The sequence below is a fragment of the Agrococcus sp. UYP33 genome, from assembly GCF_054060915.1.
The window spans coordinates 340,162-353,460 of record NZ_JBSSDR010000002.1; the positions used below are offsets into that span (position 1 = coordinate 340,162).

Here is a 13,299-nt window from a genome sequence, read left to right on the forward strand (position 1 = left end):
CGTGCGCGATGGTCGCGACACTCCCGCAGCGAGTCGACACTCGTCGGCGGTGTCGGGGCGGTCGGCCGGCAGAGCGTCGGGGGCGGGCTCGAACGTCGCGACTCAGCGCTCGGGCGCGTCGCCCAGCTCGAGCAGCCTGCGGAAGAGCGACAGCACCTCGTCGGGCAGCAGCGGCTCGGCGACCGTCACGTCGCAGCGCGTCTCGACGGTGACGCGCCAGGTCGGCGCATCCGGCAGCGCCTGGCCGTCGAGCTCGGCGAGCCGTCCGGAGGCGACGAGCGTGTCGAGGTGGTCGCGGTCGTCGCCGGGGATCACCTCGAGCTCGAGCACCGCCGCGCGCGTCCGCCCGAGCATGCCGCCGGTGCGGGCGACCCGGATCGCCTCGTCGGGCGATGGCGCGTCGGCCGGCGCGTCGCCAACGCCCACGGCGGCCCACGCATCGCGGACCGCGCGCGTCTCGGCCGCGTCGTCGCCGTAGCGGGCGACGGCCGCGTCGACGGTCGCGGTCGCGAAGGCCGCGAAGTCGGCCGTCGCCGAGAGCCCGCCGGTGAGCGCGTCCATCCAGATCCGGCCCGGCGCCTCCCACGCGTGCCCGCCGATCGCGGTCGCGACGAGGTGGAACGCCTTGTTGGGGATGCCGGAGTTGATGTGGACGCCGCCGAGGTCGTCGGTCGTCACGACGAAGTCGCGCATGTGGCCGGGCTGCGGATCCTTGCCGAGCACCGGGTCGTCGTAGGCGGTGCCGGGCTCGGCCATCGAGCGGAGCGCGACGCCCTGCACCTGCTCGGTGAAGACGCCGGCGCCGATGAGCCAGTCGGCCTCGTCGGCCGTCTGGCCCAGCGCGTGCTGCTTCACGAGCGCGCCGAGCACGTCGGCGATCGACTCGTTGAGCGCGCCGGGCTGGTCGCGGTAGACGAGGTCGGCGGTCGACGAGATCACGCCGTGGCCCAGCTCGTGGCCGATGACGTCGACGGCCTGCGTGAAGCCGGCGAACACCTCGCCGTCGCCGTCGCCGAAGACCATCCGCTCGCCGTCCCAGAAGGCGTTGTCGTACCGGGTGCCGTAGTGCACCGTCGCGAGCAGCGGCATGCCGGCGTCGTCGAGCGAGTCGCGGCCGAACGCGTCGTGCAGCATCCGCCAGGCGAGCCCAAGCCCGTCGAAGGCCTCGTCGGTCGCGGCATCGCCGGTCGGCGCGTCGCCCTCGCCCCGCACCGCCGTGCCAGGGAGCGTGGTCGTGCCCTTCGCGTCGCTCACCGTGCGATCCGGCGCCGCCTCGTCCGGCACCAGCGTCGGGCGCCGCTCGGCCCTGGCAGGTCGCGCGGTCGCCGCGCGTTCGGCGCGCACGCCTCGCTCGACGCGGATGCCGCCGTCGAGCCGCAGGGTGCGCTCTGCGACCGCGGCGGCGGCGCTCGGCGTCGCGGCGATCCGCTCGAGCAGGAACGGCGGCACGATGCCGTGCCGCACGCGCGGTGCGGCGATCGCGTCGTCGATGACCGGCGCGATGAGGCTCGACCAGACGAAGTAGCCGGCGGCGGAGGGGTGGAAGCCGTCGGCGGCGTGCAGCGAGGGCTCGAGGATGGCCGGCGTCGGCAGGTGTATCGTGCGCGGCACGTCGGCGGCCACGCGCTGCAGGGCGTCGTCGAGGCTGCGGGCGTGGCCGCCGATCAGTGCGCGGATGGGCTGCGGCAGCCACTCGAACGTGTCGATCTGCGGGGCGCCGGCGAGCCCGATGACGCCGCCCGGGGCGACCTGCTGCTCGAGCCCTGCGACGATGGCGCGCACGCTCCGCTGGAAGGCGCCGCGCCCCACGAGCTGCAGCGCGTCGTTCGCGCCGACGAGCAGCAGCACGACGTCCCAGGGGCCGTCGTCGACCGCTGGCAGGTGCCGCTCGAGCACCTGCGCGGCGTTCGAGCCCTCGAGGCCCTCGATGCGCCACTCGACGCGCTGCCCGCGGCGGCCGGCGAGGCGGCGCGCGGTCTGCACCGCGAGCGTCTCGTCGAGCTGCTCGGCGCCGACCCCCGTCGCGGTGGAGTCGCCGATCGCGAGCAGCCGCAGCGGATCGCCGTCGCCCTCGCCGACGACGCCAGAGCGCGTGCCCTGCGGCTCCGGGAGCCAGACGAGCTCCGACTGCAGCGCCTTCCCCTGCCGCAGCAGCACGGGCGCGAGCGCGAAGGCCGCGGGGCGCGCGAGTCGGTGGATGGTGCGCTCGGCGCGCCTCGACGCCGAGGCCGCGGTCGCCCCGATCCATGCTGCGATGCCCATCAGCGACCTCCGCTCGTGCGATGCCTGTCGTGCCCCGTCGCGCCCGGTGCCGGGGCGCCGGAGCGTGGTGGCCGATCGTACTCGCGGCCGCTGACCGCAGCCGATGCGCGTCAGCGGCCGAGCCGCATCCGCACGTCCATCGCGTCGCCGACGCCGATGCCCTCGGCCCGCTGGACCGCGACCTTGAGCGGCAGCAGGTAGCCGCCGTCGCGCGGGAAGAGCGAGGTGGTGAACGTCGTGGTGCCGATCGTGGCCTCCACCGGGATGACGCCCCAGCCGTAGGTGAGCTCGCTCGCGCTGTCGTGGATCAGCTCGGACTCATCGGGCGGCACCGGCACGAAGACGAAGGGCGCGGGGCCGCGCCACTCGATCGCGACGGCGGAGAAGTCGAGCTCCATGCCCGCACGCTACCGCCTGCGGTCCGCGCCAGATCGGCCCGCCGTCGGCGCCGATAGCCTGGTCGGATGCAGAAGCAGGCCGTCATCAGCATCGCGACCGTCGTCGGCGCGCTCCTCCTCATCGTCGCGGTCGCCCTCGCGGTCGTGCGTCCGTGGGAGCGTCCCGAGCCCGCCGCTGAGGCCGCGAACGTGGCCGTGGTCGACGAGAGCACGCACATCCTCGACGACGCGGGGGAGGGCGCGCCCGTGCTGGTCGAGTTCCTCGACTACGAGTGCCCGTCCTGCGGTCAGTTCCACCCGATCGTGGAGGACCTGCGCGAGCGCTACGCCGGCGAGGTCACCTTCGCGGTGCGGTACTTCCCGCTCGCGATGCACCCGAACGCCGTGCCGGCTGCCCTCGCCGCGGAGGCGGCCGCGCAGCAGGGATCGTTCGAGGCCATGCACACGATGCTCTTCGACCGGCAGCAGGAGTGGGCGGGCACCGACGGCGCCGCTGCCGCGTTCCGCGGCTACGCCGAGGAGCTCGGCCTCGATCTCGAGGCGTACGACGCGGCGATCGCCGATCCCGAGACGCTCGAGCGCGTCCAGCTCGACGCGGACGCCGCCGCGGCGCTCGGCGCACCGTCGACGCCGACCTTCTTCGTCGACGGCGAGATGCTCGAGCTCCAGCGCTACGAGGACGTCGAGCTGGCCCTGCAGGCGGCGCTCGAGGGGTAGCCGCCGCGTCCGCTCACCCGGGCGTGACGATGAGCGACAGCTCGTGCGCGCGCTCGCCGACCACGGTCCGCAGCACGGCGTCCGGGAACCGGGCGTACTTGCGCCGGTACTCCGCGTCGACGAGGTCCTGGTCGAAGTGGTCGCCCGGCTGGAACATGGCGTCGTGGTCGACGCCGCCCGCGCTGATCCGACCGCGGCCTCGCCGCAGCGCCCGCCGGTACCAGCCGTTGTCGGCGCCGTAGGCGGAGCGCGCCACCACCACGCCGTGCAGCGCGACCGACCAGATGGTGATCGGCGGGCTCAGCGTGCCGTCCGAGCGGCGGGAGGCGATGCGGAGCTCGTCGGCGGCGGCGATCGCCGCGAGATCGTCGGGGTCCCAGGGCGCGCTCATGGCCACATCATGGCCCCGTGCGGTCGCGCAGGACAGGGGTGATCGCGCCCCTCGCGCGCCGGTGCCAGGATGGCGGCGTGCGACGTCGTGCGAGTGGGCCGAGGACGCGCGCGGCGCGGTCGTCGGTGCGCGTCGCGCTGAGCGTCGTGCTGTGCGCCGTGCTGGGGGTCGCCGGCTGCGCGACCGCGCCCGCCGAGCCGGATCCGGTGCCCGAGTCCGCCGCGCCCGGGACGGCGGTGCCTGAGACCCCGGTGCCCGCCGCGACGGTGCCGGTGCTGCTCGAGATCGTGCAGCTGCGCGGCGACGTCGCGGGCGGCTTCGTCGAGCTGCGGGTCACGAACGAGGGGACGGACGAGCTCGTCATCGAGCGCGCCGCCTACGACTCGAGCGCGTGGAGCGCGCCGATGACCCGCGTCGACGAGGCGCGCATCCCGGCCGGGGCGCGTCGCAACCTGCGGCTGCTGCTGCCCGAGCCCACGTGCGACGCGGGCCCGGTCGAGCACCGCGCGACGCTCGAGCTCGCCGACGGCAGCGTCGTCGAGGGCGAGCCCCAGGACCCGTTCGGGCAGCTCGACGCGCTCGACGACCGCGTGTGCGACGTGCGGGCGTTCGCGCGCGACGTCGCCCGCCTCGCGTGGCTCGCCCCGGACATCCCCGCCGACGGCTCGCGCGAGGCACTGCTGCGGCTCGAGGTGTCGCCCGCACCGGGCGGCGGCGAGCGGCTCGGCAGCATCGACGAGGTGGCCGCGACGGTGCTGCTCACGCCGACGGATGCGGAGGGCGGTCGCCTCGAGGCGCAGCCGGTCGCGCTCGAGATCGTCGCGGGCGCCGCACCGACGGTGATCGAGGTGCCGCTCGCGCCCGGCCGCTGCGACCTGCACGCCGTGGCGGAGGACAAGCAGGGCACGATCTTCCGGATCCGCGCGACCGCCGCCGGCGAGCCCGTCGACCTCCTGGTGCCCGTGCCCGACGAGCAGCGCGACGCGCTGCTCGGGTGGGTCGTCGCGCGCTGCGCCGGCTGACGACAGGGGCCTGTCGCGCGCGAGTGCCCCGGCGTACCGTCCGGGGTGGAGCGCGCACGGCTGAGCGGCTCGAGCTCATGCGCGCGAGAGTGGGGGCGACCATGGCTGGAGCATCCGGCAGCGGCGAGGAGATGCAGACGGGCCGCGTGAACCGCGCCGAGGGGCGCACGATCGTGTGGGCGCAGGTCGAGCCCGACGTGGCCGACTTCGATGGACCCGCGATCCTCATCGCGGAGGTGGCAGGCGACGCGGAGGACCCGGACGACTACGAGGACGGCGCGAGCTTCATCCCGTCGAACGCGTTCCACGGCCTGATGGCGACCGGCAAGAGCGCCTCGGGCTTCGACGGCTCGCCGCCGGCGCACGGCGTCATCGGCCGCGGCGGTCGCAAGTCGGGCTCCGGTGTCGTGGGGCTCGGCGGCGGCGTGCCCGAGCCGGATTCGGCGGGTGAGGGCGGCATCGGCGTGCACGGGCTCGGCGGGTCGCAGGCGGTCGTCTTCCCCGACCCGGACACCCCGCCGGGCGCGGGCGTCGTCGGCCAGGGCGGCAGGCAGTCGGAGCGCGAGAACACCGCGCGGTCGCTGCACGCGGCAGGCGTCGTCGGCCTGGGCGGCGGCAACGGACCGGCGCACGACGACCTGCCCGCGCATCCGCTGGCAGAGACGGGCGGCATCGGCGTCTACGGCAAGGGTGCAGACGCGACGGTCGTGCAGGTGCAGACCTTCGACGAGACCGGCGCTGCCGGGCCCGTCGTGGCGAGCGGCCCGGCGGTGCCCGGCGCCGGCGTCGTCGGCCGCGGCGGGGTCAGCGACGAGCCGAGGATGCCCGCGGCGGCAGGGGTCGTCGGGGTGTCGGGTGCGTCGCCGGTGCCGCCGATCTCGGCGACCGGCGACGTCGGCGTGGTGGGACAGGGCGCGAGCGGGGCGGGCGAGCGCTCGATCGGCGTGCTGGGGCGGAGCGCCGACGGCCCGGGCGTGCGCGGCACGTCGTCCGACAGCCGCGGAGGGGTGTTCGAGTCGGCACGGGCGGCCCAGCTGCGGCTCCTGCCACACCAGGCGGGCCGCGTCTTCGGGCCGACGACCGCGTCGTCGCCGCGCGAGCTGCTGGCCGAGCGCGAGGGCGAGCTGCACCTGCCCAAGCGGGGCGCGGCCGGCGACATCATCGCGGTCGTCGACGACGACGGTGCGTGCGCGTACTGGTGCTGCGTGCGCGGCGAGGGCGCGGGACCCGCGCGATGGGCGCAGATGCTGCTGGGTGCCGCGTTCGACGGCGACAGCTGAGGGCGCTGCCGCGGCTCAGGCGCGCGGGCTGGGCCGCAAGGTGAGGGTCTGCATCGCGTGGCCCACGTGCCCGCGCTCGTCGTGCAGGGCGGCGGCGGTGATGCCCTGGCCGCTCGGCCCGAAGGCGACGGTGGTGTCGAGGCCCACCCAGAGGCCCTCCGGCTGCCGCAGCAGGTGCACGGTGAGGTCGAGGTTGGGGAACATCCACGCATCCGGGGTCGCGCGCACGGCGACGCCGTTGACGACGTCGACGAGCCCGAGCCAGCGCGCGAGTGGGCTCGCCGCCTCGCCGTCGAGGAGCTCGAGCGGGCTCGACACCCACGCGGTGCTCCTGCCCGGCACCGCGTCGCCCGACTGCCGCAGGTCGAGCGACCGCACGAATCCGCCGCCCCAGGCGGGATCGAACGTGGCAGGACGCGCCAGCTCCGGCGACGGCAACTGCGCAGCCGCCCCGCCCTCGACCGCGCGCGTGTCGCCGACGACGCTGTGCCACGCGCGCGCGACCGCCACGTCGCGGCCGGCGATCGATGCGGTGGCCTCCGTGAGCTCGATCGTGCGGCCGGGCCGGCGGGTCTCGACGCGCACCGCGATCTCGTCGAGTGCGAGGAAGCCGAGGATGTCGAACGCGATCCGGCTCAGCACGAGCGGCGCTCCGCCCGAGGAGGAGCGATGTCGCTCGATGGCGTGCGTCAGCAGCCCGCCGAGCGGCGCGAAGTGCAGCTCGCCCAGCTGCCACGCGCCGCCGGCGTGCTCGCTCGGCAGGTAGCGGTCGCCGCCGAGGGCGGTGAGGTAGGCGGTCATGCGCCCTCCGGGGGATGCAGCAGCAGGTCGGCGAGGTCGTCGAGGTAGCGCTCGAGGGCGACCGGGGCATCCGACCCCCAGCGCACCCACGCCCGGCCGTCGCGCACGACGAGCGGCCCGGCGCCGTCGACGAGCGACTCGTCGAGCGGGATCGGCTCGATGCCGTGGTTCACGGTCTCGCCCATCGGGAAGCCGCCCTGGATCGCCGCGGCACGCCAGGCGCGGCGCTGCTCGACGGATGCGGTGTGGTGCTGCGGGCGGCCGGGCTCGGTCACGCGGGTCGAGACGCCCGTGCGCCAGACCGAGCCGTCCGCCTGCACGAGCAGGGCGCCGAGCCGCCATGCGCGGCCGAGCGACCGCATCCGCGGTCGTCGAGGGATGCCGAGCACCGGCTTCGGCTCGACGTGCTCGGCCAGCGCCTCGTCGCGCGCTCCCGCCGCCGCGAGCCGCTCCGCGATCGACCGCAGCGTCGTGCGCGCGAGCTCGATCGCCGCCGCGTCGTCGGGGTGCACTGCCACCGTCGCATCGTACGGGGAGCGCTCGGGCCGGGCCTCCACACCTGGGCGGTGGGCTAGCGTGCTGCTTGCGCCGCCGGGTCGGTGCGAGGAGGGGGATCCCGATGGCGGGACGACGGGACGCGTCGCCATGAGCCAGGAGCGCGAGCTCGACCTGACCCTCTTCGGCGCGACCGGCTTCGTCGGCCGGCTCGTGGCGGAGCGCCTCGCGGGCGCGGCACCCGAAGGCACGCGGATCGCGCTCGCCGGGCGCTCGCGAGCGCGGCTCGCGGCCGTGCGCGACGGGCTCGGGCCGGCTGCCGCGGACTGGCCGCTCCTCGAGGCCGACAGCACGGACAGCTCGAGCCTCCGGGGCCTCGCGCGGCGCACGCGCGTCGTCGTCAGCACCGTCGGTCCCTATCAGCGGCACGGGCTGCCGCTCGTCGAGGCGTGCGTGGCCGCGGGCACCGACTACGCCGACCTCACCGGCGAGGTGCTCTTCGTGCGCGAGCTCATCGAGCGCTGGCACGAGCCGGCACGCGCGAGCGGGGCCCGGATCGTCGTGTCGTGCGGGTTCGACTCGGTGCCGTCCGACCTCGCGGTGCATCTGCCGCACCGGCGCGCGACGGCGGACGGCGCGAGCGGCCTCACGGACACGACGCTGCGGGTGCGACGGCTCTCGGGCGGGATCAGCGGCGGCACGATCGACTCGATGCGGCTGCAGCTCGCGCGCGCTCGGGACGACGCCGCGCTCCGCCGGCTGCTCGCGGATCCCGCTGCGCTGAGCGCCGGTGCGCGGGTCGCCTCGGGTCAGCCCGACGTGCACGTGCCATTCCTCGACGCCGCGACGGGGGAGTGGGATGCGCCGTTCGTGATGGCCGGCTACAACACCCGGCTCGTGCGCCGCTCCGACGCCCTGCTCGGCGGCGCGTACGGCGAGCGCTTCCGCTACCGCGAGGTGCTGCCGACGGGCCGTGGGCTCACCGGCCGCGCCCGCGCGACCGCGATCGCGGCCGGGATGGGGGCGCTCGTCGTCGGCATGGCGACGCCGGGTGTGCGCAGCGTCATCGACCGGATGCTGCCGTCGCCGGGCGACGGGCCGTCCGAGGAGCGCCGCCGCTCCGGATCGTTCGCGATCGAGACGACGACGCGCACCGACGACGGGCGACGCTTGACTGCCAGGGTCGCGGCGCAGGGCGATCCGGGCTACGCCGCCACGTCGGTGATGCTCGGCGAGGCCGGCCTCGCGCTCGCGGTCGACGGCGAGCGCTGCGCCACGCAGGGCGGCATCCTCACCCCGGCCGTCGCGATGGCCGACGTGCTCGTCGAGCGGCTGCGCGGGCAGGGGTTCACGCTCGAGGTGCGCGCGGAGTGAGCCGCGCGCGGCCTACAGCGGGACGATGCCGGTGTCGCCGAGGTCCGGCTCACCGTCGGTGACGAGGCCCTTGACGAGGTTGACGGCGGTCGCGACCTTGCCGGGGGAGTCCCAGTACTCGGCGGTCGACGCGGTCACCTCGAGCAGGCCGTTGTCGGGGTCGTCGGGCGTGCCGGACATGAAGATGCCGGCCGACGCATCCCACAGCTCCTTGAGCTTCTCGCGGTCGTCGACGTAGCGGGCGGTGCCGGCGAGCGACACCCAGCCGCTCTTGCCCGCGTAGTGCACGTTGACGCGCGGGTCGGCCTCGATCGCCGCGACCTTCGAGGTGCTGCGCTCGGTGATGAACCAGACGGTGCCCGGCTCGGTGAAGTCCTGGGTGCCCATCGGCGTCGAGACGAGCCCGCCGTCCATCGAGAGGTAGGCGAGGGAGGCGATGCGCGTGGAGCGCATGATGTCGGCGATGGTCTTGAGCTGCTCGTCGTATGCGGTCATGGGGCTCAACCTGTCACGACCGGCTGGGCGAACGCCGTGCCCACCCGGCTCCGAGCGAGCCGAGGCTAGGGTGCTCCGCATGACGACCTTCGAGGACCGCGTGCCCACCGTCGAGGAGCAGTGCGCGGTCGCCGAGGCGGTCGGCTGGCTCGATCACTTCGACTGGGAGACGATCGGCGGCTCGCTCGATCGCTCGCTGCACGGCGTGGTCGCGCGGCAGGGCGACGCCGTCGTGGGCGTCGGCAGGCTCGTGGGCGACGGGGTGCGCTACTGCTACGTGCAGGACGTCATGGTCGACCCCGCCGCGTCGGAGCAGGGCATCGCGACCCAGATCGTCGAGCGGCTGCTCGACTGGGTGCGCGCCGCGGCGCCCGCGGAGGCTGTCGTCGGCCTGTTCGCGAGCCCCGAGGCGGTCTCGGTCTACGAGGGGCTTGGCTTCCGGGCGGCGGACGGCGACCCGCTCGGCATGACGCTCAGCGTGCGCGGCTGAGCATAGCCTCGCTGCGCTCCCACAGCAGGTCGACGAGCATGTCGGCGTGCACGAGCGGATTCGTCTGGTCCGGCGTCGCCGGATACCGCTCGGTGTAGAACCTGCCGGGCTCCCACGTCGTGCCGGGGCTCCCGTCGGCGAAGAACGTCAGGTTCTCGCCGCCCTGCTCCGGCGAGATGAGCAGCAGTCGGGCGAGCGGCGTGCGATAGACGAAGCGCAGGATGCTCGTGCTGCCGGTGGCGAAGCTCGTGCGCACGTTGCCGGGGTCGAAGGCGACCGCGCTGATGCCCGCATCCCCGTACCTCGCCTGCAGCCCGCGCGCGTGCAGGATGTTGGCGAGCTTGGCGTTGCCGTACGCGCGGTTGGGGCCGAACGAGCGCTCGCCCTCGAGGTCGTCGATGTCGAAGCGCGCGAGTCGTCGCGCCGCCGAGCTGGCGGTGTTCACGACGATGCCCTCGCCGGACTGCAGCGCGGGCAGCAGCAGCTGCGTGAGGAGGAAGGGCGCGAGGTGGTTGACCTGGAAGGTCTGCTCGTGGCCGTCGACCGTGAGGGCGCGTCGGCCGAGGATCGCGCCGGCGTTGTTGGCGAGCACATCGACGCGGTCGGTCGCCGCGAGGAGGTCGCGGGCGAGCACGCGCACGTCGTCGAGCTTCGCGAAGTCGGCGACGAAGTGCTCGGCGCCGAGCCCCCGTGCGACGGCTGCCGTCTTCTCGGCCGAGCGTCCGACCAGCAGCAGGCGGTGCCCGCGCTCCGAGAGCTGTCGGGCGGAGGCCGCGCCGATGCCGTCGGAGGCGCCGGTGAGGACGATCGTGCGGGAGGGCATGGCGCTCACCCTACGGCCGCTCGGCTGGGCGCGCGGCGCTGCGGGTCCGGCCTGCAGCGACGGCGGACGGCCGCGGCGTGGCGCGCCGCGGCCGTCGTGCGTCCCGCCACTAGCGTGAGCGCATGTCGCGCGCCGCAGCAGAGCGCGCGTGAGGCGCACCCGCACCCGCCTCGCGCGCCGGATCGACGTCGGCGACCTCGCGTTCCGGGTCGCCACCGACGTCCGTGCCGATGCGGCCGACCTGCCGACGATCGTGCTGGTCCACGGGATCGGGATGTCGAGCCGGTACTTCGCGCGACTGCACGACGCGCTGCTGCCGCACAGCCGGGTCGTCTCGCTCGACCTGCCGGGGTTCGGCGCGATGCCCCGGCCTGCTCGTGCTGTCGACGTCGAGACGATGGCGACCGCGCTCGCCGAGGTCATCGCGTCGCTCGACGCCGGACCGGCCGTGCTCGTCGGGCACTCGATGGGCACCCAGTGGGTGGTGGAGCTCGGCCGCCAGCGGCCGGACCTGGTGTCGCGCGTGGTCGCGATCGGCCCGGTCGCCGATGTGGCGCACCGCTCCGCCGCCGCGCAGGCGCGCGCCCTCGCGGTCGACACCTTCCTCGAGTCGCCCGCGACCAATTGGATCGTGTCGACCGACTACCTCCGCTGCGGCGTGCCCTGGTACGTCGCGCAGCTGCAGCCGATGCTGACGTACCCGATCGAGGAGCGGGTGCGGGAGCTGACGATGCCGCTGCTCGTCATCCGCGGCGAGCACGACCCCATCGCCAGCACGCGGTGGTGCCGGCTGCTGCGCGACAGCGCCCCCGTCGCGTCGCTCGTGCACATCCCGCGCGGGCCGCACAACGCGCAGCGCTCCGCGCCCCGGGCGGTCGCGGCGGCGATCCTCGCCCACGGCTGATCGCGAGACTCGCGTCTGGCACGATCGATCGAGTGAGCGCCTCCGCATCGTCCCAGCCCGTCGCCCCGCCCGATCTCGAGGCAGCCGCCGAGCTCTGGCGGGCCTACGCCGCCGCTCGGCCGGAGGCGGTCGCGGCGTCGCCCGAGCACACGGTCGAGCACTTCGGCGACTCGGAGCGGCTCGCCGACGCGCTGCTCGAGATCGTGCTGGGCGGCCGCAAGCGGGCGACGGCAGAGCTCGTCGCTGACTTCCTGGCCCGCGGTGACGACGTGCCGCGGATCGGATCCCACTGGATCGCGTGCGACGGCCGCGGCGTGCCGACCATCATCATCCGCAGCGTCGAGCTGCGCATCGGAACATTCGGGAGCGCGGACGCCGCGTTCGCTGCCGACGAGGGCGAGGACGACGGCTCGCTCGAGAGCTGGCGACGCGAGCACCGCCGCTACTGGCAGCGCACCGCTGCCGCCCGCGGCGCCGAGTGGTCTGAGGACGACGAGATCGTGTTCGAGCGGTTCTGCGTGGTCTGGCCGCCGGAGCACGCCGACGCCTAGCCGACGAAGTCGCTGAGCGCCTCCAGCAGCCGGTCGACCTCGTGGTCGTCGTTGTAGGCGGCGAGCCCGACGCGCAGGCCGCCGTCGACCTCGAGGCCCAGCGCCCGGAAGGGCTCGTGGGCGTAGAACGAGCCGGCGGGCGCGAGGATGTCGCGGGTCGCGAGGGTGCGGTAGGCGTCGGCCGCGTCGCGGTCGCGGAAGGTGACGAAGAGCGTGGGCGTGCGCTCGGCCGCGACCGAGTGCAGCGTGACGCGATCCCCGAGCGCTGCGAGGCCGTCCTCGATCCGTCCGCGGAGCCGGCGCTCGTGCTCATCGATCGCGTGGTGCGCGGCGAGGATCCGCTCGCGCCGCGAGCCTGCGTCGGGCGCGAGGCCCGCGATGAAGTCGACCGCGGCCGTCGCGCCTGCCATCAGCTCGTAGGGCAGCGTGCCGAGCTCGAAGCGCTCCGGCACCGCGTTCGTCGACGGCAGCAGCTTGTCGGGCGCGAGCGACTCGAGCAGCGCGGGCGACGCCACGAGCGCGGCGCAGTGCGGACCGAAGAACTTGTACGGCGAGCAGACGAAGAGGTCTGCTCCGAGCGCCGCCACGTCGACGGCGGCGTGCGCGGCGAGGTGCACCCCGTCGACGTGGACGAGCGCGCCGACGTCGTGCGCGCGACGCGCGATGCGGGCCACGTCGGGCTTGGTGCCCAGCAGGTTGGAGGCGCCGGTGACGGCGACGAGTCGGGTGCGCTCGGTGATGACGTCGTCGAGCGCATCCAGGTCGAGGTCTGCAGTCGTCGGGTCGAGCTCGAGCCAGCGCACGGTGGCGCCCACGGCATCCGCCGCCTGGATCCACGGGCGCACGTTGGCGTCGTGGTCGAGCCGCGAGACGACGACCTCGTCGCCCGGGCCCCAGGTCTTCGCCAGGTGGCGCGAGAAGTCGTAGGTCAGCTGGGTCGCGCTGCGTCCGTAGACCACGCCCGCGGGGTCGGCGGCGAGCAGGTCGCCGATCGCCGCACGGAAGGCGGCGACGGCATCGCCGGCGTTCCGCTCGCTCGCGGTCACGGTGCCGCGGTTCGACAGCGGTGCCGTCAGCGTGCGCGCGATCGCCTCGCCGACGACAGCGGGCGTCTGCGTGCCGCCCGGGCCGTCGAAGTGGGCGATCCCGGATGCGAGCGAGGGGAACTGCGCGCGGAGCGCGGCGACGTCGAAGGGCATGGGACTCCTCGGGGTGGGGCGGTGGACCGCGGCCAGGCTATGGGACGAGCGGCGTGACGCTCCTCCAGCGCCGGTGGGATGCGCTCGGGCGCGCCTC

At 75.1% G+C, this 13,299-nt stretch carries 15 protein-coding genes; 7 read left to right on the forward strand and 8 right to left on the reverse strand.

Annotation, left to right across the window (positions count from 1 at the left end; genetic code table 11):
- Positions 1-102: 102 nt before the first annotated feature.
- On the reverse strand, positions 103-2,262 hold the full coding sequence (locus tag ACVWW9_RS11910; protein ID WP_456515689.1) for a protealysin inhibitor emfourin: 2,160 nt from the start codon (positions 2,260-2,262) through the stop codon (positions 103-105).
- 110 nt (positions 2,263-2,372) lie between these two features.
- Positions 2,373-2,660, reverse strand: a complete 288-nt coding sequence (locus tag ACVWW9_RS11915) for a DUF1905 domain-containing protein (RefSeq protein WP_456515690.1) — start codon at positions 2,658-2,660, stop codon at positions 2,373-2,375.
- A gap of 66 nt (positions 2,661-2,726) precedes the next feature.
- Here ACVWW9_RS11915 and ACVWW9_RS11920 point away from each other — a divergent pair, with 66 nt between their 5' ends.
- Positions 2,727-3,377 (forward strand): DsbA family protein, encoded by a 651-nt coding sequence (locus tag ACVWW9_RS11920; RefSeq protein ID WP_456515691.1) that lies wholly within the window; start codon positions 2,727-2,729, stop codon positions 3,375-3,377.
- A gap of 13 nt (positions 3,378-3,390) precedes the next feature.
- Here ACVWW9_RS11920 and ACVWW9_RS11925 read toward each other — a convergent pair whose 3' ends face one another.
- Complete coding sequence (locus ACVWW9_RS11925) at positions 3,391-3,768, reverse strand: DUF2255 family protein (RefSeq protein ID WP_456515692.1); 378 nt, start codon at positions 3,766-3,768, stop codon at positions 3,391-3,393.
- 77 nt (positions 3,769-3,845) lie between these two features.
- Here ACVWW9_RS11925 and ACVWW9_RS11930 point away from each other — a divergent pair, with 77 nt between their 5' ends.
- Positions 3,846-4,790, forward strand: a complete 945-nt coding sequence (locus tag ACVWW9_RS11930) for a hypothetical protein (protein WP_456515693.1) — start codon at positions 3,846-3,848, stop codon at positions 4,788-4,790.
- Between the two features lie 101 nt (positions 4,791-4,891).
- Positions 4,892-6,070, forward strand: coding sequence for a hypothetical protein (locus ACVWW9_RS11935; RefSeq protein WP_456515694.1), 1,179 nt, complete (start codon positions 4,892-4,894; stop codon positions 6,068-6,070).
- 15 nt (positions 6,071-6,085) lie between these two features.
- On the opposite strand, the gene ACVWW9_RS11940 is transcribed toward ACVWW9_RS11935, so the two are convergent.
- On the reverse strand, positions 6,086-6,871 hold the full coding sequence (locus ACVWW9_RS11940) for a thioesterase family protein (protein ID WP_456515695.1): 786 nt from the start codon (positions 6,869-6,871) through the stop codon (positions 6,086-6,088).
- Complete coding sequence (locus tag ACVWW9_RS11945) at positions 6,868-7,389, reverse strand: hypothetical protein (protein WP_456515696.1); 522 nt, start codon at positions 7,387-7,389, stop codon at positions 6,868-6,870. Before ACVWW9_RS11945 ends, ACVWW9_RS11940 begins: the two co-directional genes overlap by 4 nt.
- 127 nt (positions 7,390-7,516) lie before the next feature.
- Between ACVWW9_RS11945 and ACVWW9_RS11950 the strand changes: the two genes are divergently transcribed.
- Positions 7,517-8,740 carry a saccharopine dehydrogenase family protein gene (locus ACVWW9_RS11950; protein WP_456515697.1) on the forward strand — a complete coding sequence of 408 codons (1,224 nt, stop codon included), beginning with the start codon at positions 7,517-7,519 and terminating at the stop codon, positions 8,738-8,740.
- 12 nt (positions 8,741-8,752) lie between these two features.
- On the opposite strand, the gene ACVWW9_RS11955 is transcribed toward ACVWW9_RS11950, so the two are convergent.
- The gene (locus tag ACVWW9_RS11955; protein ID WP_354260870.1) at positions 8,753-9,235 is read right to left on the reverse strand and encodes a pyridoxamine 5'-phosphate oxidase family protein; all 483 of its coding nucleotides are present in this window, start codon (positions 9,233-9,235) and stop codon (positions 8,753-8,755) included.
- A gap of 79 nt (positions 9,236-9,314) precedes the next feature.
- On the opposite strand from ACVWW9_RS11955, the gene ACVWW9_RS11960 reads away from it, so the two are divergent.
- Positions 9,315-9,725, forward strand: coding sequence for a GNAT family N-acetyltransferase (locus tag ACVWW9_RS11960; RefSeq protein WP_456515698.1), 411 nt, complete (start codon positions 9,315-9,317; stop codon positions 9,723-9,725).
- On the opposite strand, the gene ACVWW9_RS11965 is transcribed toward ACVWW9_RS11960, so the two are convergent.
- On the reverse strand, positions 9,709-10,548 hold the full coding sequence (locus ACVWW9_RS11965) for an SDR family NAD(P)-dependent oxidoreductase (protein WP_456515699.1): 840 nt from the start codon (positions 10,546-10,548) through the stop codon (positions 9,709-9,711). The genes ACVWW9_RS11960 and ACVWW9_RS11965 overlap by 17 nt on opposite strands.
- 148 nt (positions 10,549-10,696) lie before the next feature.
- On the opposite strand from ACVWW9_RS11965, the gene ACVWW9_RS11970 reads away from it, so the two are divergent.
- Positions 10,697-11,452 (forward strand): alpha/beta fold hydrolase, encoded by a 756-nt coding sequence (locus ACVWW9_RS11970; RefSeq protein ID WP_456515700.1) that lies wholly within the window; start codon positions 10,697-10,699, stop codon positions 11,450-11,452.
- A 32-nt stretch (positions 11,453-11,484) separates the two neighbouring features.
- Complete coding sequence (locus tag ACVWW9_RS11975) at positions 11,485-12,003, forward strand: ASCH domain-containing protein (RefSeq protein WP_456515701.1); 519 nt, start codon at positions 11,485-11,487, stop codon at positions 12,001-12,003.
- Here ACVWW9_RS11975 and ACVWW9_RS11980 read toward each other — a convergent pair.
- Positions 12,000-13,202 carry a cysteine desulfurase-like protein gene (locus ACVWW9_RS11980; RefSeq protein WP_456515702.1) on the reverse strand — a complete coding sequence of 401 codons (1,203 nt, stop codon included), beginning with the start codon at positions 13,200-13,202 and terminating at the stop codon, positions 12,000-12,002. The two genes, ACVWW9_RS11975 and ACVWW9_RS11980, sit on opposite strands and share 4 nt — an antisense overlap.
- Positions 13,203-13,299 lie beyond the last annotated feature (97 nt).